The organism is Anaerohalosphaera lusitana, from assembly GCF_002007645.1.
GTDB classification, from domain to species: Bacteria; Planctomycetota; Phycisphaerae; order Sedimentisphaerales; family Anaerohalosphaeraceae; genus Anaerohalosphaera; species Anaerohalosphaera lusitana.
In genome coordinates this window covers 861,170-880,220 of sequence record NZ_CP019791.1, presented here as the reverse complement: position 1 = coordinate 880,220, position 19,051 = coordinate 861,170, and the positions used below count along the sequence as shown (strand labels likewise).

19 protein-coding genes are annotated in these 19,051 nt (G+C 56.5%); 16 read left to right on the top strand and 3 right to left on the bottom strand.

Translation table 11 applies throughout. The annotated features are described in order from the left end of the window. Nucleotides 1-265 precede the first annotated feature (265 nt). The 16 genes from ispD to STSP2_RS03735 all read left to right on the top strand — a co-directional run bounded on the left by ispD (nt 266) and on the right by STSP2_RS03735 (nt 16,529). A complete protein-coding gene (ispD, locus tag STSP2_RS03810; RefSeq protein WP_146660000.1) occupies nt 266-1,003 on the top strand; it encodes a 2-C-methyl-D-erythritol 4-phosphate cytidylyltransferase in 738 nt (245 codons plus the stop codon). Nucleotides 1,004-1,257: 254 nt separating this feature from the next. Then, complete coding sequence (locus tag STSP2_RS03805; RefSeq protein WP_146659998.1) at nt 1,258-2,085, top strand: tetratricopeptide repeat protein; 828 nt, start codon at nt 1,258-1,260, stop codon at nt 2,083-2,085. A gap of 192 nt (nt 2,086-2,277) precedes the next feature. Further along, complete coding sequence (locus STSP2_RS03800) at nt 2,278-3,393, top strand: SGNH/GDSL hydrolase family protein (protein WP_146659996.1); 1,116 nt, start codon at nt 2,278-2,280, stop codon at nt 3,391-3,393. A gap of 27 nt (nt 3,394-3,420) precedes the next feature. Further along, complete coding sequence (tilS, locus tag STSP2_RS03795) at nt 3,421-4,851, top strand: tRNA lysidine(34) synthetase TilS (protein WP_146659995.1); 1,431 nt, start codon at nt 3,421-3,423, stop codon at nt 4,849-4,851. 257 nt (nt 4,852-5,108) lie between these two features. Continuing rightward, the gene (gap, locus tag STSP2_RS03790; RefSeq protein WP_146659993.1) at nt 5,109-6,125 is read left to right on the top strand and encodes a type I glyceraldehyde-3-phosphate dehydrogenase; all 1,017 of its coding nucleotides are present in this window, start codon (nt 5,109-5,111) and stop codon (nt 6,123-6,125) included. A gap of 154 nt (nt 6,126-6,279) precedes the next feature. Beyond that, a complete protein-coding gene (locus tag STSP2_RS03785) occupies nt 6,280-7,518 on the top strand; it encodes a phosphoglycerate kinase (protein WP_146659992.1) in 1,239 nt (412 codons plus the stop codon). An 87-nt stretch (nt 7,519-7,605) separates the two neighbouring features. Continuing rightward, nucleotides 7,606-8,304 carry a ribulose-phosphate 3-epimerase gene (gene rpe / locus STSP2_RS03780; protein WP_146659989.1) on the top strand — a complete coding sequence of 233 codons (699 nt, stop codon included), beginning with the start codon at nt 7,606-7,608 and terminating at the stop codon, nt 8,302-8,304. 317 nt (nt 8,305-8,621) lie between these two features. Continuing rightward, a complete protein-coding gene (accD, locus tag STSP2_RS03775) occupies nt 8,622-9,467 on the top strand; it encodes an acetyl-CoA carboxylase, carboxyltransferase subunit beta (protein ID WP_146659987.1) in 846 nt (281 codons plus the stop codon). 221 nt (nt 9,468-9,688) lie between these two features. Further along, complete coding sequence (hisC, locus tag STSP2_RS03770) at nt 9,689-10,738, top strand: histidinol-phosphate transaminase (RefSeq protein WP_146659985.1); 1,050 nt, start codon at nt 9,689-9,691, stop codon at nt 10,736-10,738. Nucleotides 10,739-10,740: 2 nt separating this feature from the next. Then, the gene (gene hisB, locus STSP2_RS03765) at nt 10,741-11,322 is read left to right on the top strand and encodes an imidazoleglycerol-phosphate dehydratase HisB (protein WP_146659983.1); all 582 of its coding nucleotides are present in this window, start codon (nt 10,741-10,743) and stop codon (nt 11,320-11,322) included. After that, a complete protein-coding gene (gene ispF, locus STSP2_RS03760) occupies nt 11,319-11,840 on the top strand; it encodes a 2-C-methyl-D-erythritol 2,4-cyclodiphosphate synthase (protein WP_236782730.1) in 522 nt (173 codons plus the stop codon). Before hisB ends, ispF begins: the two co-directional genes overlap by 4 nt. Nucleotides 11,841-11,972: 132 nt before the next feature. Further along, entirely contained in the window at nt 11,973-13,454 is a 1,482-nt protein-coding gene (gene cysS, locus STSP2_RS03755) for a cysteine--tRNA ligase (protein ID WP_146659982.1), read from the top strand. Beyond that, nucleotides 13,454-13,936: a crossover junction endodeoxyribonuclease RuvC gene (ruvC, locus tag STSP2_RS03750; protein WP_205847992.1), complete on the top strand. Its 483-nt coding sequence runs from the start codon at nt 13,454-13,456 to the stop codon at nt 13,934-13,936. Before cysS ends, ruvC begins: the two co-directional genes overlap by 1 nt. 21 nt (nt 13,937-13,957) lie before the next feature. Further along, entirely contained in the window at nt 13,958-14,593 is a 636-nt protein-coding gene (gene ruvA, locus STSP2_RS03745; RefSeq protein ID WP_146659980.1) for a Holliday junction branch migration protein RuvA, read from the top strand. A 26-nt stretch (nt 14,594-14,619) separates the two neighbouring features. Beyond that, nucleotides 14,620-15,660, top strand: coding sequence for a Holliday junction branch migration DNA helicase RuvB (ruvB, locus tag STSP2_RS03740; protein ID WP_146659978.1), 1,041 nt, complete (start codon nt 14,620-14,622; stop codon nt 15,658-15,660). A 26-nt stretch (nt 15,661-15,686) separates the two neighbouring features. Next, nucleotides 15,687-16,529: an endonuclease/exonuclease/phosphatase family protein gene (locus STSP2_RS03735; protein ID WP_146659976.1), complete on the top strand. Its 843-nt coding sequence runs from the start codon at nt 15,687-15,689 to the stop codon at nt 16,527-16,529. Nucleotides 16,530-16,557: 28 nt separating this feature from the next. On the opposite strand, the gene recO is transcribed toward STSP2_RS03735, so the two are convergent. Genes recO through ybeY form a run of 3 tightly spaced genes read right to left on the bottom strand, consistent with a single transcriptional unit; the run spans nt 16,558 to nt 19,049 of the window. After that, nucleotides 16,558-17,292 carry a DNA repair protein RecO gene (gene recO / locus STSP2_RS03730; RefSeq protein ID WP_146659974.1) on the bottom strand — a complete coding sequence of 245 codons (735 nt, stop codon included), beginning with the start codon at nt 17,290-17,292 and terminating at the stop codon, nt 16,558-16,560. Further along, entirely contained in the window at nt 17,282-18,559 is a 1,278-nt protein-coding gene (locus STSP2_RS03725) for a hemolysin family protein (protein ID WP_146659972.1), read from the bottom strand. The genes recO and STSP2_RS03725 overlap by 11 nt, the downstream gene beginning before the upstream one ends. A 22-nt stretch (nt 18,560-18,581) precedes the next feature. Further along, entirely contained in the window at nt 18,582-19,049 is a 468-nt protein-coding gene (gene ybeY, locus STSP2_RS03720; protein WP_169852958.1) for an rRNA maturation RNase YbeY, read from the bottom strand. Nucleotides 19,050-19,051 lie beyond the last annotated feature (2 nt).

The window sequence follows — 19,051 nt, the reverse complement described above, 5'->3', positions numbered from 1 at the left end:
GGTTGAGACTGCCACGTCGCTTCGCTCCTCGCAGTGACAGAACCGGTCGTTTGGGGCTGGGTGTAGAGAACTGGCGGTGTGTTTGAATAAAAAGGGTTTGTTGGGGTGGATGGGGTGAAGTTGGGGTTTACAAATGCACGGGGTGCGTATATCTTTAGGCGTAGTTTCTGTAAGCCCTTTTGAGGCCTGGATTGGGGTTTTGGTGCCCTTTCGGGTTTTGGGCTGGCGAATTTTGTAAACTGCGGCGAAATGGAGAATTTGCAGCATGAAGAATGTGGCGGTTATAATCTGTGCGGCTGGGGCCGGTAAGCGGTTCGGGGGTAAGACGAAGAAGCCTTTCGTGAAGATCGGCGGGCGGGCGGTTTTTCTGCGGAGCGTGGATTTTTTCGTCAATCATGAGGCGGTCAAGCAGATCATACTGGCGATATCGCCGGAGGATGAGGAGTCGATCAAGATCAATTTCGGGGCGACGCTGGGCTTTTGCGGTGTGCAGGTCGTACATGGCGGGGCCGAGCGGTTCGAGACGGTTGAGAATGCGCTGAAGGAGGTGCGGGAAGATATTGACCTGGTGGCGGTTCATGATTCGGTGCGTTGCTGTCTGAAGGACGAGTGGGTGTCGGGCGTATTCAAAAAGGCCGGCGAGACGGGGGCGGCGATGCTGGCGTGTCCGGTTGTGGCGACGATCAAGCGGGTCGAGGGGGACAAGATCGTGGAGACGGTGGATCGGCGAGGATTGTATGAGGCGCAAACGCCGCAGGTGTTCGAGGCGGGGCTGCTGAGGCGGGCATATGAGAAGCTGCACGAGATGGATAAGGCGGCGATAAGTGACGATGCGCAGTTGGTGGAGGCGCTGGGCGAGGCGGTGCATGTGGTTGAGACGGATTCGACGAACGTGAAGATCACGAAGCAGGCGGATATGGAGATTGCGGAGTCGGTTATCAAGGCGCGGGATAAGGCGAAGGTCAAGAAGACAGGAAGTCCGTTTTTTGAGGCGGAGTGGTAAAATCCGGCTATCGGGCGCAGCTTTTCATGATATTGGGCGCGGTTTGACGATAAATTGTACTAAACAGCTTCTAATGTGGGCGGTTTTGCGGTGTTTGGCGTGCGGGCTGTTGACATAGTGGTGTAAGATGGTATTTTTGGAATATATGAAAATCGGCTGATGCGGACGGTACGTGTGTTTTTTGGGCCGACCGGAGGCGATTTCGGGGAAATAAGCGGGTTACGGCCCGCAATTAGAGACTGAAAGGGATTAGAATGACTAAGACGATTTACAGTTTGACGCTTATTTTGCTGGTGGTTATGGCGGCTGGTTGCGGTGAGCAGGTTCAAAAGGAGCTTTACGAGGAGCCGAGCGGCAGGGTCGTGCAGGAGGGGATCAGCTTTGCGGCACCGACAGCGGAAGAGGTTGAGCTGGTGGAATACATGGCGGCACAGCGGAGCTCGTATCGCAAGTCGCTGCAGGCGCTGGCGGATTACTATAAAAGAACTGGCGATGCTACAAAACTTCGCTGGGCAAGGCAGGAGGTCGATGCGTTGAACGAGGTTCCGCGGTACAGCTATATTATGGCGGCGGAGACGGTTGATATCGGTCAGCGGGCGGTCAACGAGATCGAGGCTGCGAATCAGCTTTACAACGAGGGGCTGAGCATTTACCGCAGTACGGCGTTTGTGCCTGTGCTGGCGGATGAGGGCAAGCTGAGGCAGGCGCTGGCGAAGTTCAACGCTGTCATAAGTCGTTATCCGACAAGCGATAAGGTCGATGATGCGGCGTATCGCGCGGGCAGGATATATGAGCATTTCGACAATTACGAGATCGCTGTGACGTACTACAAGCGTGCGTTCAAGTGGGATCCGAATACGCCTTATCCGGTGCGATATCGGGCGGCGTTTTTGCTGGATCATCGGCTGCACGACCGTAAGGAGGCGTTGACGCTTTACCGCGATGCGGTTGAGAAAGAGTCCAGCTATTTTGACAACATGGAATATGCACGCAACAGGATACTGCAACTGACGCAGCCGGAGCGGGAGGTGAGCCCGGAGGTTGAGGAGACCGAGCCTGTCGAGGGTCAGGTGACACAGTAATAACGGCGTGAATAGGGATTTGCCGGGCCCGGTTCCTTTGGTGGGATCGGGCCCGTTTTTTTGGCAGAAGCAAGGCTGCGGCTTTGGATGTTGACCTGTCGAGTGTGAGTGTCTATAATCGCGTAGTATCTCAATGGATAGCGGGTAGTTTGTTAGAATTCGATAAGTGGTTATTTTATAAAGGTTTAACTTATGTCATTTTTGAGAATGTGTTTTGTGTTCGGTCTGGTAACTGCTGTTTTGGGGGTTGCTGTTGCCGAGGAGGCCGGGGGGATGGTCTGGCGTGACGGGAGCGAGCTTCGGATAGACGGCAAGGGCTGGTCGGACACGCCGACGCCCTACTCACGGCTGCCTGAGCGTGCTGAGGAGAAGGTGCGGAAGCCGGTATGGGATCGGTCGCTGAAATCAGCGGGGCTGGTGATACATTTCAATACGGATGCGAGGAAAATATCGTTCAAATGGACACTTACAAGCGGCAGTCTTGCGATGCACCACATGCCGGCGACGGGGGTTTCGGGGCTGGATCTTTATGTCAAGAATGCGGACGGGAAGTGGTTGTACGTGCGCAATGCCAGGCCCACCGGGAAGAGCAGTACGGGTAGTGTAAATATCTGGGACGCTGAAAAAGGCAATATGAGGGAGTATAAGCTGTATCTGCCGCTGTATAATGGTATCGAGTCCTTGCAGATCGGTGTGCCGGAGGGGGCGAAGTTCGAGCAGCCCGATGTGAGCGATGCTAAGCCGATCGTTTATTACGGTACGTCGATAACGCAGGGGGCGTGTGCTTCGCGGCCGGGGATGGCGTTTGCGGCGATGATCGAGAGGGAGCTTGGTGTTCCGTTGATCAATCTGGGGTTCAGCGGCAACGGCAGGATGGAGCCTGAGGTGGCAGAACTGCTGGCGGAGCTTGATCCGCAGGTTTATGTGGTGGACTGTCTGTGGAACCTGACGAGGGCGGAGGACGAGACGATCCAGGAACGGGCGAGGAACCTTATATGGAAGATACGCAGCAAGCATGCCGAGACGCCGATACTGTTTGTGGGGCAGTCGAATTTCAGGGGGCTGCGGACGGGTAAGACCGAGGCACTGCTGGAGGAGCTGGAGAAAGCCGGCGATAACAGGGTTGAAAACGTGCATTTTCTGCCTGGGCGTGATCTGCTGGGCGATGATGGGGACGGGACGGTTGACGGGGTCCACCCGAACGATCTGGGGATGAGACGGCATGCGGATGTGCTGATACCGGCGATCCGGGAGCTTATTGCGGAGGAGCCTGAACCGAAAGATGCCGGCGAAGCGAAATCTGATTGAGGCCAGGTAGGCTGCGATGCGGTATAGATGAACGAATTTGAGCGTAAAATTGCGGATTTTGTGCGGTCGGAGGGGCTGATCGGGGCCGGTGAGCGAGTGCTGGCGGCGGTTTCGGGGGGTGCGGATTCGGTTGCGCTTTTGCGGGTTCTCCAGGCGATGCGGGATGAGGGAGCGGAGTTTGAGGTTGCGGTCGGGCATGTCAATCACAATCTGCGGGGGGCGGCGTCGGACGGGGACGAGGCGTTCGTAAAAGTATTGGCGGAGCGGATGGGGGTTGAGGTGCGGAGCGAGTCGGTGGATACGGTGGGTCATGCGAAAAAACACCGGGTTTCTACGGAGACGGCGGCGAGGCGGCTGAGGATGGAGGGGCTGGGGCGGATGGCGGATGAACTGGGGTGCGGATTGATCGCGACGGCGCATCATATGGATGACAATGCGGAGACGGTGGTGCATCGGCTGATGCGGGGGACGGGGTATCGGGGCCTGGGCGGGATATGGCCGAGGAAGGTATTTGGGTCGGGTAGGCGTTATGTGCGGCCGTTGCTGTGCGTGCGGAGGCGGGAAATCGTGGATTACTGTACTGATAAGGGGGTTGAGTGGCGGCACGATCATACGAATGATGAGCTGGTTTATACGCGGAACAGAATCCGGCACGCGGTTTTGCCGGGGCTGGAGGCGGAGAGTGAGGGGGATCTGGTGCGGGAGCTGTTCGGGCTCAGTACGGCGGCGCGGGGGATGACGGAGCGGATTGAGCGGGAGGCGAAGCGGTGCTGGGGGCGGATCGTGCGGGCCGAGAGCGGGGATCGGGTGGTGATGGATCGCGCGGGGTTTGCGGAGTTGACGCGGGGGGTGCGGCAGGCGGTGGCGCGGCGGGCGATCGTGCGGATCGGGTGCGGGGAGAGGGATATTACGCGGGTGCATTATGAGAGCATTTTTGAGCTAGCTGGGAATGCGAGCGGGCGGATCGAACTGCCGGGCGGGTATGAGGTGGTGAGCGAGGGGGATATGGTCGTTTTCGGGAAGGTGAGAGAACAGAGGGAGGCTGTGCATCCGGCGAGACAAGTGCTTGCGGTGGAGGGAGTTACGCAATTTGGGATATGGGAGATCAGGGCGGAGGTGCTGGGGGCGGATGAGGTCGATATGGCGGCGGTGGAGGGTAATGCTGATCGGCGGGTAGAGTATTTCGATGCGGACAGGGTCGAGGGGGAGATCATGGTGCGGTGTCGGGAGGATGGGGACAGGTTTCGACCGATCTGGGGGCGAGGGGTGAAGAAGGTGGGCAAGTTTTTGACGGATCTGAAGGCGAACGAGCGGGAGCGGGGAGAGGTAGTTGTTTTTGAGGACAGCGAGGGCGATATTCTGTGGGTCGGGCCTTTGCGGGCGAGCGAAAAGGCGAAGGTGCGGGCGGATACGAGGCGGGTTTTGCGGGTTGAGATGGATAGAGCGGGACAAAAGTGACAGAAGCAGGCAGGTCTAAAGCTTTGGAGGGGTGCGGTTTGATAGATTTGCGATCGATTGGGGATTATGTGGGTTTCAGTACTGATACAAATGGCATTTATAGCCTTGACAAGGTGGGCGATGTCTCATAAAGTACGGCCTGTTTATGTCTGCACGTAAGGTAGACGGGTAGGAGTTGTTTTGACATTTGGGTTGAAGCGGCTTCTGAAAGAGAAATTTTTTATTTAGTTCGAACTGTTATATAAGGAGTAAGAACTATGGCAACTAAAGTTGCAATTAATGGCTTTGGTCGTATCGGCAGAGCCGTAGCGAGAATTATCATCGAGAGAGCTGGTGACGCAGAACTGGTAGCAATCAACGACCTGGCACCTGCCAAGAGTCTTGCTCACCTTTTCAAGTACGACACCAACTTCGGCAAATGGGACGGCGACGTCAGTGTCGAAGGCGACAGCATCGTGATCAACGGCAAGAAGATCAAGGTTACCGCGATCAAGAATCCCGCGGAACTGCCATGGGGCGATATGGGTGTCGACGTTGTAGTCGAATCCACCGGTATCTTCCGCACGAAGTCTTCGGACAAGGGCGGCTATGGCGACCACCTCAAGGCGGGCGCTAAGAAGGTCGTTCTGACCGTACCTGCTAAGGATGACATCGACGCGACAGTCGTACTGGGCGTAAATGATGACACGCTCACTGCTGACGCCAAATGCGTATCGAACGCAAGCTGCACGACTAACTGTCTTGCACCTGTAGCGAAGGTTCTGAACGATTCTTTCGGTATCAAGCGCGGCGTAATGACAACTGTTCACGGTTACACGAACGACCAGAACGTACTGGACATGATCCACAGCGATATGCGCAGGTCGCGTGCTGCTGCACTGAACATCATCCCGACGACGACCGGTGCCGCTAAGGCAGTTGGTAAGGTTATCCCGGATCTGAACGGCAAGCTGGACGGTATGGCACTTCGCGTACCAGTACCGACGGGCAGTTGTGTGGACCTGGTAGCTGAGCTGGACAAAGACGCTTCTATCGAAGACGTCAATGCCGCTATCAAGAAGGCTGCTGAGGGCGAGCTCAAGGGTATTCTGGCATACACAGAAGATCCGATCGTAAGCAGCGACATCATCGGCGACCCGCATTCGAGCATCTTCGACGGTCTGTCGACCATGAAGATGGGCGAGAACCTCGTCAAGATCATTAGCTGGTACGACAACGAGTGGGGCTACTCCTGCCGTACTGTTGATATCATCGAAAAGATCGCTAAGATGTAATGGCGTAATTTCCGGGCCTGTTCGCGAAGGTGAGCAGGCCCGTTTTGTTTTATGAATGTCGCGGACTCGATGTCTTTGTGAGAGCCCGCGGATCTGAAAGTCTGGATGCCACTTCGATAAACATTTGAATTTTTCGGGAAGGCGGATAAATAAAATGGCCAAGAAGACAGTTGCAGATATCAATGTGCAGGGCAAGAAGGTCCTGATGCGCTGCGATTTCAATGTGCCGCTGGATGATAACGGCAACATTACGAATGATGCGAGAATTACAAAAGCTCTGCCGACGATCAAGCACGTGCTGGACGGAGGCGGATCGCTTATACTTATGAGTCACCTGGGTCGGCCCAAGGGTGAGCGGAACGACAAGTTCTCTCTTGCTCCGGTTGCGAAAAGACTGAGCGAGTTGCTGGGCAAGGACGTTGTTTTTGCCGGCGACTGCATCGGCGAAGAGGTCGAGCAGAAGGCTGCGGGACTCAAGGACGGCGACGTAATGCTGCTGGAAAACCTGCGGTTCCACAAGGAAGAGACGATCAAGGACAAGGCTGCGAAGGAAGACGCCGAGCTGCGTAAGGCGAAGGACGATTTCGCAAAGCAGATCGCTAAGCTGGCGGATGCCTATGTCTGCGATGCTTTCGGTACGGCACACAGGGACAACGCTTCGATGTATACCGTTCCGTGCATGATGGAAGACAAGCCGAGGGTAAGCGGATTTTTGATCGAGAAGGAAATCAAGTTCCTCGGCGACACCGTTGAAGCGGCTGAGAAGCCTTTTGTCGCTATATTGGGCGGTGCGAAGGTTTCGGATAAGATCGGCGTGATAGAGAACCTGATGCGCAAAGTCGATACGATCCTGATCGGCGGAGCGATGGCGTATACATTCGCAAAAGCCAAGGGCAACAAGATCGGCAAGAGTCTGTGCGAGGATGATTTCGTCGAGAAGGCCAGCACACTTGTCGAGGAAGCCAAGGAAGTCGGCTGCGATATTCTTCTGCCGGTTGATACGGTAGTCGCGCAGGAGTTCAAGGCGCATGCTGAGAACAAGGTAGTCGAGGGCGATATCGAGGACGACTGGGAAGGCGTCGACATCGGGCCCAAGACACAGGAATTGTTCGCGGACAAGCTCAAAAACGCAAAGACGATCGTATGGAACGGTCCGATGGGCGTATTCGAGCTGGAGCCGTTCGATAAGGGTACCAAGGCTGTCGCACGGGCGGTTGCTGATGCTACTTCGCAGGGCGCGAGGAGCATCATCGGCGGCGGTGACAGCGCGAGTGCTGTTATCGGTATGGGTCTCGAGGACAAGGTAAGCCACGTCAGTACCGGCGGCGGCGCGAGCCTGGAATTCCTCGAAGGCAAGAAGTTCAAGGTTTTCAGCATTCTCGAGGACAAGTAGCCGAGAGAATTTGAATATCAATACTGACCAGGCAGGGCTCGCGGGTTCTGTCTGGTTTTTTGTTATCCCCCTGCCGGAGCGATATATATGGCTAGAAAGAGATTACCTGAGGTGGGCAGTTTTGAGGTTTCGCCTTCGATCTTGTCGGGAGATTTTTCAAATCTGCAGTCTGAGATCAAAGAGGTTGAGGCTGCGGGTTTGAACATGCTGCATCTGGATGTGATGGACGGGCATTTTGTGCCGAATCTGACTTTCGGGCCGCCGGTGGTGGCGAAAATGCGGAAGCATACGGATATGGTGTTCGATACGCATTTGATGATAACGAATCCGGAGAAATATGCGAAGCCGTTCGTTGATGCGGGGTCGGATCATATTACATTTCATGTGGAAGTAGTCGACGATCCTGCTGAGTTTATAAAGTATCTGCACGGGCTTGGGGCAACCTGCGGTGTTACGCTGAATCCGGAGACGCCCGTGGAGACTGTGGAGAAAGTCGCACCGCTTTGTGATATGGTACTGGTGATGACGGTGCATCCGGGATTCAGCGGACAGGAGTATATTGCTGCGGCTGCGAAAAAAATCGTGACGATACGCGAGATCGTCGGGCCGAACATTCGAATCGAGGTTGACGGTGGGATCAGTCCGGAAACTGTGCCGGAGGTGGTCGGGTTCGGAGCGGATACTTTTGTGGCGGGCAGTGCTGTTTTCGGTAAGTCCAATCGTGCAAAGGCGATACGTTATATGCTGGACGCAGCGGAAGAGGCAAAATCGCGGCTGGGCAAGTGAGCGGAGGCTCTATAGAAAGACCTCGAAGGATTTATACGGTCGATTTTTACGTCTAAAAATGTAAAGATGGGCTGGTCATCCGACTGCGGTTATGATAAAATCGCGGGCCATTCTGGAACTAGTGGAAAACAACGATTGAACTGAATTTGCGCCTTCGAGCGGTGAGGGTGCAGTTGAGTAAATGGCGTTTTCGGCGGAATTTGGATTTTGCCGGCGTGAAGCTGACAGAAGTTTGAGTTAAAAGGAGATGGTCCCGGGCTTTTTGCAGGTTGAAGCGTGCTGAAGGCGGTTTTTGATGTCCGGGAGCAGATTTTAATATGGCTAAAAAGACCAAATCCTGGGATGGTTATTCTCTGAAACCCCGGAAGGAAATGCCCGAGGGGCTTTGGCTTGCGTGTCCTTCCTGCAAGGAAATGCTGTTTCGCAAAACAGTGGACAAGAATATGGGTGTTTGTCCGAAGTGCGAGCACCATTTCCGCGTGGACGGGTGGACCCGTGTGAATCAGCTCGTGGATGACGGGGCGTTCGAGGAGCTTTGCAGCGATCTGGCATCGGATGATCCGCTGAATTTCGCGTGGAAGGGCAACAATTACAAGGACCGGCTGGAAAAGGACCGTAACAAGGGGGTCGGTAACGAGGCCATGATCTGCGGCAAGGGTTATATTCGCGGCCGCGGTGTTATGCTGGCTGTGATGAACTTCAATTTTTTGGGCGGGAGCATGGGCCTGGTGGTAGGCGAGAAGCTATGTGCGGCTGTGGATCAGGCGCTGGAAGAGGACCTGCCGCTGGTGGTTGTGAGCAGCTCGGGCGGAGCGAGGATGCATGAGGGTGTCGTTTCGCTGGGTCAGATGGCGAAAACCAGTGCCGCGTTGGCGAAATTTGACGATGCCGGCGGGCTATTCATATCCGTTCTGACGGATCCGACGACGGGCGGTGTTACGGCGAGTTTCGCGATGCTTGGTGACGTGATAATCGCAGAGCCGAAGGCGCTGATCGGGTTTGCTGGGCCGAGGACGATCTATCAGACGATCAAGGTCGAGCTGCCGGAAGGTTTTCAGCGGTCGGAGTTCCTGGTCGAGCACGGTTTCGTGGACATGATCGTCAGTCGGCATGACCTGCGTGCGGAGATCAGCCGGCTGGTGGACTACTGCGGCAAGAAGTAGACATCTGCGGGGCATGCTGAGCGTCACTGCCGGACAATTCTAAGTGAATCCGAAAAAATATGCGGAGTGCTGTTTGTGCGCTCCGCCGGGGGTGTGAGTTTTTCGGGATTAGACTTTAATTACCATCGGTAAGGCCGTATAATTTAACGGTTTACAAAAGCGGTGTGCGCGCCGGTTTCGGTGCGGACGGTTGAGATTTTTCCAGGGACAAAATTATTGCTATGAGCTACGTACGCGAGAATATCGAGCGGATGAAGGGGTACACGCCGGGTTTTCAGCCCGAGGGGCTGGACGTGGTGAAGCTGAACACGAATGAGAATCCTTACCCCCCTTCCGAGCGGGTGCTGGAGGCTGTGCGCGGAATCACGGCCGAGCAGTTGAGACGGTATCCGCAGCCGCTGGGCGATAAGTTCCGGATCGCAGCGAGCGGTGTGCTGGGGGTGGAGCCGGACAATATCATGTGCACGAACGGCGGGGACGATCTGCTTACGATCGCGTTCCGGGCGTTCTGCGACGAGAAGCGGGCGGTGATCTTTCCGGGACCGACTTATTCGCTGTATCCGGTCTTGGCACATATCCAGGATTGTGCCGCGTGGGAGGTTGATTTTGATGACGAGGAGCTTTACGACAATCTGGCGGACGCAAATGAAGCGTTGACGATCATATGCAATCCGAACGCGCCGAGCGGCAAGCAGATAGAGCCGGCGAAGATAGGCGAGCTTGCGGAGAGGCTGGACGGGGTGCTGCTGGTGGATGAAGCGTATGCGGACTTTGCCGAGCAGGACTGTGTCGGACTGGTGCGGGAGCTGGATAACGTGATGATCCTGCGGTCGATGAGCAAGGGTTATTCGCTTGCGGGTATACGGTTCGGGTATTGTATCGCGTCGGCGGAGCTGATCGGTGAGCTGCTGAAGGTGAAGGATTCTTATAACGTGGATGCGGTCGCAATAGAGGCGGCTACGGCGGCGATAGAGGATCAGGACTATTTTCGTTCGAACGTGATGAAGGTGGTAGCGGAGAGGCAGCGGCTGACGAAAAATCTGCGCGAGCTGGGGTTTGCGGTTGAGGACAGCTCGACGAATTTCGTGCTGGCGCAGATAAGCAAGCCGAGTGCGAAGGACATATACGAAGAACTTGCAAGGCGGAACATATTCGTGAGATATTTCGACCTGCCGAAGCTGAAAGATAAACTGCGGGTGACGGTGGGAACGCCCGAGCAGAATGACGCCCTTCTGGGTGCGTTGAAAGATATTACAGGAAACGAGGAATAGATATGGCCAGGACAGCCGAACTGAAACGCGAGACGAACGAGACGAAGATCAGCATCGAGATGAACCTTGACGGTGCGGGCAGGTACGACGTTGATACGGGTGTGGGATTTTTCGATCACATGATGGCGCACCTGTCGAAGCACAGCAAGATAGACCTGACGCTGAAGGCGAAAGGCGATCTGGAGGTGGACGCGCATCACACGGTCGAGGATGTTGGGATATGCCTGGGCCAGTGCCTTAACGATGCGCTGGGCGATAAGAAGGGAATCGCGAGATACGGACATTCTTCGCTGCCGATGGAGGATGCGCTGGCAAACGTGGCGCTGGATCTGTCGGGTCGGCCATTCTGCGTTTACAACGCTGAGTATCGTACGGAGCGGATCGGCGATTTTGACGTGGAGCTGATCGAGGAATTTTTGCGGGCGTTCACGAATGCGGGCAGGTTCAATCTGCACGTGAATGTGCCCTACGGAACGAACAGCCATCATATTGCCGAGGCGATATTCAAGGCGATCGGTCAGGCGTTCGGTACGGCTGCGAAGATCGTCGGCAAGGAGATACCGAGTACGAAGGGCACGCTGTGAATCTTGATCTGAAGTACGAGTACAGGACCGGGATCGGGACGGACATCCACAAGCTGGTGCTTGACAGGGAGCTCAAGCTTGGCGGGGTCGAGGTGCCGTATCCGAAGGGACTGCTCGGACACAGTGACGGCGACGTGGTGCTGCATGCGGTGATAGACGCGGTGCTGGGCGCGATGTGCGCGGGCGATATCGGGACGCTGTTTCCGGATACGGACGCGAAGTACAAGGGCATCGACAGTAAGGCTCTGGTGCTGCTGGTTCGTGATCTGATGGAGGAGATGCGATGGGAGGTTGTGAACGTTGACGTAATCATTCATGCGGAGGAGCCGAAGCTTGGGGCCTATAAGGGTCAGATCAAGCGATGCGTGGCGAGTCTGCTGAGTGCTGATTTTAATAACGTGAATATCAAGGCGAAGACGAACGAGGGCCTCGGGCCGGTCGGTGAAGGGCTGGCGATAGAGTCGACGGTCAGCGTGCTGCTGCGGCGAAGACTGAAGCGGACGCTTGCGGATTCGTGAGGTTAAGGACTGCTGGACGCGTTGGCTTTGAGATTGCCGCGTCGCTACGCTCCTCGCAATGACAAAAAATTGAATCGCTTTTCGCGATGACAAGTTTGAAAGTGATAGAAGTTACTGACTGAGGTTATTTCAATGGGTTTGAAACTTTATAATACGCTGACGAGGCAGGTTGAGGAATTTGAGCCGGTGCAGGAAGGCCGGGTGGGGATGTATGTGTGCGGGCCGACGGTTTACGGGCATGCGCATCTGGGGCATGCGAAGAGCTATGTTTCGTTCGATGTGCTCGCGCGGTATCTGCGGTATCTGGGATACAGTCTGACGTATGTGCAGAACATTACGGACGTGGGGCATCTGACGGACGATGCGGACGAGGGTGAGGACAAGCTGGCGGTGGCCGCGAGGAAAGAGCATAAGCACCCGATGGAGCTGGCGGAGTTTTATACGGCGAGCTATTTTCGGGATATGGATGAGCTGAACTGTGTTCGGCCGGACATCAGTCCGCGGGCGAGCGGGCATATACCGGAGCAGATCGCGCTTGTGAAGAAGCTGCTGGAGAAGGGTTTTGCGTACGAGTCGAACGGGTCGGTTTATTTCGACGTTGCGAGGTTCAACGAGTACGGTAAGCTGAGCGGTCGCAAGCTGGAAGATATGCAGGCGGGCGCGAGGATCGACGTCAATCCGGAGAAGAAGAACCCGGCGGATTTCGCTGTGTGGAAGAAGGCTGAGCCGAACCATATTATGCAGTGGGACAGCCCGTGGGGGATGGGTTATCCGGGGTGGCACCTGGAGTGCTCGGTGATGAGCATGAAGTATCTGGGTGAGACGGTGGACATTCACGGCGGCGGGCTGGAGAATCAGTTTCCGCATCATGAGTGCGAGATCGCGCAGGCAGAGGCAGTGACGGGCAAGCCTTTCGTGAAGTACTGGCTGCACAATAATATGGTGACGGTGAACGGCACGAAGATGGGCAAGAGCCTGAACAATTTTATTCTGTGCTCGGAGCTGTTCAGTGGTGAGCATGAGCTGCTGTCGCGGGGGTACGATCCGCTGGCGGTGAGGCAGTTGATATTGAACAGTCATTATCGCAGCCCGATAGATTTTTCGGACGCGGCGTTGACCAGTGCGCAGAGCGGGTATGACAGGATAACGGATGCTGTTGTCGCGGTTCGCAAGCAGATGGGCAATGCGGCTGAGGGTGAGATCGATGCGGAAGTCGCAAAGCAGCTTGAAGAAGCGAAGGCGAAGTTCGAGCGGGCAATGAACGACGATCTTAATACGGCGGTCGCGCTGTCGGTGATGTTCGACCTGGTGAAGCTGAGCAATAAGCTGCTGGAAGACGAGAAGACGACGAAGGGCACGCTTGCGGCGGTTGACGGGATGTTCCGTCGGCTGGGCGGTGACGTGCTGGGGATCGTCAAAGACGAATACGCACAGGCCGGCGCGGGCGACGAAGAGCTGCTGGACCATCTGATCGGCATGATGATCGAACAGCGTCAGCAGGCAAGGAAGAACAAGGACTTCGCAACTGCGGACGGGATACGAGACAAGCTAAGCGAGTTCGGCATACTGCTGGAGGACAAGCCCGGCGGTGCTTCGACGTGGAGACGTAAGTGATGAGGATCATGGGAATCGATCCGGGACTGCAGGTCTGCGGTTATTCGGTGATCGATGACGGCCAGCGCGATATGCGGCTGATCGAAGCGGGCGTGTTCAGGACGGACAGGAGCAAGAGCCTGGAGACGCGGCTGAATCAGATCGCGGCGGACGTGGAACATATACTCGACAAGCATGGGCCGGATGTGGTCGCGGTGGAGGAGCTGTATGCTCATTACAAGCATCCGCGGACGGCGATACTGATGGGGCATGCGCGGGGGGTGATATTCCAGAAGTCGGCGGCGAGCGGCGCGGAAGTTAAGAGCTACTCTGCGACCCGGATAAAGAAATCGCTGACCGGTCACGGCCGTGCGAGCAAGGAACAGATGCAGCGTGCGATACAGACGGTGCTCGGGCTTGCGGAGGCGCCTGAGCCGCACGACGTTGCGGATGCTATAGCGGCGGCGCTTTGTTGTGCGAACGCGGTACGGATACAGATTTAGAGAAAACGGTAAGGGAATAGAATGATCGCACAGATCGAAGGGAAGTTGACGAGTCTGACGCCTGAGAGCGGATTGCTGAAGGTGGGGCCGATCAGTTACGAGATAATGCTGCCGGGTTATGCGGTGAGTCAGTTGGCCGGGCAGATCAATTCGGATGTTTCGTTTTATACGATGCAGTATCTGGAGGGGTCGCCGGGCGGCGGGAATTTGCTGCCGAGGCTGGTGGGATTTCTGTCGGAGGCCGAACGCGAATTCTTTCATCAGTACACGAGCGTGAAGGGCATGGGGATACGCAAGGGGCTCAAGTCGCTGACACTGCCGGTGGCGACGATTGCCGGGGCGATAGAAAGCGGGGATGAGAAGCTGCTGAAGACTTTGCCGCAGGTGGGTAAGAGGTTGGCGCAGTTGATGATCGCGCAGTTGCAGGGCAAGCTGGAGGGGTATGCGGTGGGCGAGACGACGGCAGCGGGCGGCGGAGGCGGAGCGAGCTTTGCGAATTACCAGGTGGAGGCGCTGGAGATACTGGTCGCGTGGGGTGAGAAGCGTGCGGAGGCGATGGAGCTGATCGAGCTGGCGAGCAACAAGCATCCGGATGTGAAGAGCGCCGAAGAGCTGGTGCCGCTGGTGTACAAGATCAAGCAGGGAACGGAAGTCTGAGGGATTGACGAAAAGGAATTTGCGTTATGGCGATAGATAGAGTTTTGAGTTCGGATTCGGGCGGGCCGCTGGAGGAGAATTTCAGTCTGGCGCTTCGGCCGAGGACGATAGAGGAATGCGTGGGGCAGGACAATGTTCGCGAGAAGCTCAAGATCGCGGTGCAGGCGGCGGCGCAGCGAGGTGAGCCGTTGGAGCACATTCTGTTTTACGGACCGCCCGGGCTGGGCAAGACGACGCTGGCGAATATCATCGCGAACGAGATGAACTCGGCAATACGGGTTTCGTCGGGGCCCGCGCTTACGAAGCAGGGTGACGTGATGGGGATGCTGACGAACGTCAACGAGGGGGACATTCTTTTTATCGACGAGATACACAGACTCAGCGCGCCGGTGGAGGAATTTATTTATCCGGCGATGGAGGATTTCAAAGTTGATTTCACGGTCGAGAGCGGCATGCATGCGAAGACGATCAATTTCCCGCTCAAGCGATTCACGCTGATCGGGGCGACGACGCGGGCGGGGTTGTTGAGTGCACCGCTGCGGGGGCGGTTCGGTATGCTGCTGCACCTTGAGTACTATTCGGACGAACAGTTGACGCAGATCGTGGCGCGGTCGGCGAGATTGTTGGGACTGGACAGCGATGCTGATTCGCTGGGGCTGATCGCGAGCAGATCGCGGGGGACGCCGCGTATCGCGAATCGGCTGCTCAAGCGTGTGCGGGATTATGCACAGGTCAAGGGCAGCGGTCGGCTGACGGTGGATATCGTGGAGCGTGCGCTGAAGATGGAACAGATAGACGAGCTTGGGCTGGACGAGCTGGACAGGTCGTTCATGCGGGCGCTGGTGAATGTTTATGACGGCGGGCCGGCGGGGATCGACGCGATCGCTGCGACGCTGGGCGAGGAGCGGGATACGCTGGAGGATGTGGTCGAGCCATATCTGCTGCAGGTCGGATTTGTGCGGCGGACGAAGCGGGGCAGGGAGATAACAAAGGCGGCGTGCGATCATCTCGGCCTGCCTTACAAGGGCGCGGACAAGGAAGAGCATGAGCAGAAGGATCTGTTTTGATATTTGCAGGAGCTAAGGAGAACGAGATGGCGGGACTGACGAAACGGGTATTTCTGGTTGCCGGCATATTGGCCGTTGGGTTGCTGGGTGGCTGCGCGGTGCCGGGCAATGGCGATTCGAAAAGCGTTCGCGTGATGACGTATAATATTCATCACGGCGAGGGGGCGGACGGTGTGCTGGATATGGATCGGATCGCGGAGGTGATCGAGGCAAGCGGCGCGGATGTAGTCGGACTGCAGGAGGTGGACAATAATTTCGGCGCGCGGTCGGAGTTTGTCGATCAGGCGAAGTACCTGGCGGAGAAGCTGGGGATGTATTATGCGTACGGGCCGGCGATACGATATGGCGGTAAGGATGGCGAACGGCTTTACGGCAATGCGTTGCTGAGCCGGTATCCGATCGCGGGGACGGAGAATCATCTGCTGGCGAAGTTCGAGGGTCATGAGCAGCGTGCGTGCCTGAAAGCTCGGGTTGAGCTGGCGGGCGATACGTATGCGGTGCTGGTGACGCATCTGGATCATAAGTCGGCCGAGCTGCGGGACGAGCAGGCGAAGGGGCTGATAGAGATCGTTGGTGAACAGCCGGAGCGTACGATCCTGATGGGGGATTTTAATTGTCCGCCGCCCGGGACCGAGGCTGGGGACAAGCAGTCGGTGAATGCTGTTGCTCGGATAATAAAGACGCTTGATCCGGCATGCAGTATTGGTGGTGGACCGGCCGAAGCGACGGTCGGCTCGGGCGTGAAGATCGATTATATTTTCGTTTCGGATGATATTGCAAGTAACGTGGTCGACTGCGGGCCGGTGCGGAACGATGTGACGGCGAAGGCGAGCGATCATCTGCCGGTGGTTGCTGAGCTGAAGCTTTAGCGGCGAGGTAACCGCCCTGCCGGCGGGGTCAACTGAAGAATTTTGCCATGCGCGGGGGTTTGTGCAGCAGTTCGGTGAAGTGGCGGACGAGGAGGCGTTCTATTTCGCGAACGCGGTCGGGGTCGGCGTTCTTGAATTTCTGCAGGTCCGAGATGCAGGCGGCGGAGGTGCGGGAAAGGCGTATCTTGTCGGGGTAGGATATTTCGCAGTCGGGACAGACGATGCCGTGGGCCTGGCTGGTGAAGTAGATGCGGGGCCAGGTGGAGCTGTACGGGGCGGAGCAGTTCGCACAACGGCTGAGGATCAGTCCGCTGCCGATGTCGCTGAGCAGTGTCAGTTGGAAGATGACGAGCAGGCGGATTGCGGCTGTTTCGTCTTCGCTGGTCCGGAGGTCCTGCAGAAACTGTACGAAATTGTCGAACAGGTCCGGATGGGGGTCGAAGTCCTGGGTGAATTTGTTGGTGAGCTCGGCGGCGAACAGTGCGCAGTTCATGGTGTAGAGACGGTGGCGCAGGCCGACGAAGACGGGACGCTGATCGAGCTCGATGAGGGTGGCGAGTGAGCCGTCCTGTTTGGGTAAGGTGTAGATGACGTCGCCGTAAGTGAAAATTTCGAGCGGTCCGTCGAAGGAGCTCTTCTTGCGGCGGGAGCCTTTTGCGATTGCGGATATCTTGCCGGCCTCGCGGCAGAAGAGCGTTGCGATCTGCGAAGTTTCGGAGTAGTCAACCGTGCGGAGGCAGATTGCGATATCCTTATTTCGCATTTTGCTTTGACTTTCCCTCTTGCGGGTGCATGCGTTCGATCTTTATTCGGCGGATGCGTCGGGCCTCTGCGTCGGAGACCTGGAACTTCAGGTCCTCGTAGACGAAGGTATTGCCTGCTTTTGGGATGTAGCCGAGGTGCGACAGTACGAATCCGCCGACGGTGTCGTAGTCCTCTTCTTCGGGCAGGTCGAGGTCGCATTCGTTGTTGAGGTCGTCGATGGGTGTTCGGGCATCGACTTCGAACGTGTCCTCGGTGAGCTCGACGATCGGTTCGGGCTGGGCCTCTTCGTATTCGTCGACGATCTCGCCGACGAGCTCTTCGAGAATGTCTTCGATAGTGACGATGCCTGCGGTTCCGCCGTACTCGTCGAGGACAACGGCGATGTGCAGTTTCTGGTTCTGAAACTCGTGCAGCAGGTCGCGGACGGGTTTTGTCTCGGGCACGAAATAGGCTTTGCGAATCTTGTCGGCCAGGCGGAACTCGGTGGGCTCCTTGCCGACCTCGGCGAGAAGGTCCTTTGCGTAGACCATGCCGATGATGCTGTCGATGTTCTCTTCGAAGACCGGAATGCGTGAGTGACCCGCTTTGCTGATTGTCTGGAGGACGTCCTCGCGGTCGGATTTTATATCGAGCGCGATCAGGTCCGTGCGCGGGGTCATGATCTCGGCAGCGGTGCTGTCGTTAAGTTCGAGGACGTTTTCGATCATCTCGAGTTCTTCTTCGTCGACGATGCCTTCGAGCCGGCCCTGCTCGACGACGCTGAGGAACTCTTCCTGTTTTTCCTCGTGCATTTCCTCGATGGTAGATTCCGGCACGCCTGCAAGTCTTTTCACGAGCTGATCATGGAGCTTGAGCAGCCAGACGATGGGCGAGAGCAGCCAGGTGGTGAGTTTGAGTATCGACCAGGTGCGGGCGAGTACCCATTCGCCGGTGTACTTGGCCCAGGAATGCGGGACGGCGATGGTGAGTATGCCGATGACGATCACGGCAACGATTACCGCGATGACTGGCGTGTCGGGGAAAAGGGTAACGCTGAGTATCAGCAGTCCGAGATTGCAGGCGAGTCGGTACAGCGAGCATGCCTGGGTATATCTTTCGGCGTTGTCGAGGAAATCGTCGAAGCGATCCTCTTTGCCGCGTGCTTTGAAAGATTCGGCGAGGCGCACGCGTGAAAATGTGCGCAAGGCCACAACATGAAGCGAGAAAAACAGACTACCCCCACAGAGCAGAGCGATCAATAAGCCTGACCATCCAACGTCGTCCACTAAAAATTCTCCTGTAATTAAGCTAACTTTCCTTCGGCCGAGCGGCGTATACTACGCCAAAACCGGCAGTTTGTAAAATCTCATCTTCCGCTTTGTGCATTTTTTCCGCGTCGGCGGGGTCGATGTCGTCGAAGCCGAGATTATGCAGCAAGCCGTGGGTGATGTAAAGGGCGAGCTCGGCCTGGGCGTCGTGAGATCGCTGCTGTGCCTGGCGCGAGGCCATTTCGTAGTTTACGACGAGGTCGAAAATCCGTTCATTTTCACTTTCGGCTTCCGAGAGATCGAAGCTGATTACATCAGTTGTCTTTTCGTCGCCGAGGAACTGCTGGTGGACCTGGGTTATTATCTCATCGCCTACGATGGAGATGCTTACCGTGGCGTCCGTAGCGTCGTAGCGGTCAAGAACCGACATGACCAGATCGCGAAGCGTGTCGATGTCGACATCGGGAGCTTCGACGTTTAGTGTTATTTCGATATTACCCGCACTCATGT

What these genes read in the sequence shown, in the direction of transcription:
- hisB (WP_146659983.1), top strand. Translation starts at nt 10,741, where the DNA reads ATGGCCAGGACAGCCGAACTGAAACGCGAGACGAACGAGACGAAGATC.
- ruvC (WP_205847992.1), top strand. Translation starts at nt 13,454, where the DNA reads ATGAGGATCATGGGAATCGATCCGGGACTGCAGGTCTGCGGTTATTCG.
- STSP2_RS03785 (WP_146659992.1), top strand. Translation starts at nt 6,280, where the DNA reads ATGGCCAAGAAGACAGTTGCAGATATCAATGTGCAGGGCAAGAAGGTC.
- STSP2_RS03800 (WP_146659996.1), top strand. Translation starts at nt 2,278, where the DNA reads ATGTCATTTTTGAGAATGTGTTTTGTGTTCGGTCTGGTAACTGCTGTT.
- cysS (WP_146659982.1), top strand. Translation starts at nt 11,973, where the DNA reads ATGGGTTTGAAACTTTATAATACGCTGACGAGGCAGGTTGAGGAATTT.
- ybeY (WP_169852958.1), bottom strand. Translation starts at nt 19,049, where the DNA reads ATGAGTGCGGGTAATATCGAAATAACACTAAACGTCGAAGCTCCCGAT.
- recO (WP_146659974.1), bottom strand. Translation starts at nt 17,292, where the DNA reads ATGCGAAATAAGGATATCGCAATCTGCCTCCGCACGGTTGACTACTCC.
- STSP2_RS03735 (WP_146659976.1), top strand. Translation starts at nt 15,687, where the DNA reads ATGGCGGGACTGACGAAACGGGTATTTCTGGTTGCCGGCATATTGGCC.
- tilS (WP_146659995.1), top strand. Translation starts at nt 3,421, where the DNA reads ATGAACGAATTTGAGCGTAAAATTGCGGATTTTGTGCGGTCGGAGGGG.
- STSP2_RS03805 (WP_146659998.1), top strand. Translation starts at nt 1,258, where the DNA reads ATGACTAAGACGATTTACAGTTTGACGCTTATTTTGCTGGTGGTTATG.
- accD (WP_146659987.1), top strand. Translation starts at nt 8,622, where the DNA reads ATGGCTAAAAAGACCAAATCCTGGGATGGTTATTCTCTGAAACCCCGG.
- ruvA (WP_146659980.1), top strand. Translation starts at nt 13,958, where the DNA reads ATGATCGCACAGATCGAAGGGAAGTTGACGAGTCTGACGCCTGAGAGC.
- hisC (WP_146659985.1), top strand. Translation starts at nt 9,689, where the DNA reads ATGAGCTACGTACGCGAGAATATCGAGCGGATGAAGGGGTACACGCCG.
- rpe (WP_146659989.1), top strand. Translation starts at nt 7,606, where the DNA reads ATGGCTAGAAAGAGATTACCTGAGGTGGGCAGTTTTGAGGTTTCGCCT.
- gap (WP_146659993.1), top strand. Translation starts at nt 5,109, where the DNA reads ATGGCAACTAAAGTTGCAATTAATGGCTTTGGTCGTATCGGCAGAGCC.
- ruvB (WP_146659978.1), top strand. Translation starts at nt 14,620, where the DNA reads ATGGCGATAGATAGAGTTTTGAGTTCGGATTCGGGCGGGCCGCTGGAG.
- ispD (WP_146660000.1), top strand. Translation starts at nt 266, where the DNA reads ATGAAGAATGTGGCGGTTATAATCTGTGCGGCTGGGGCCGGTAAGCGG.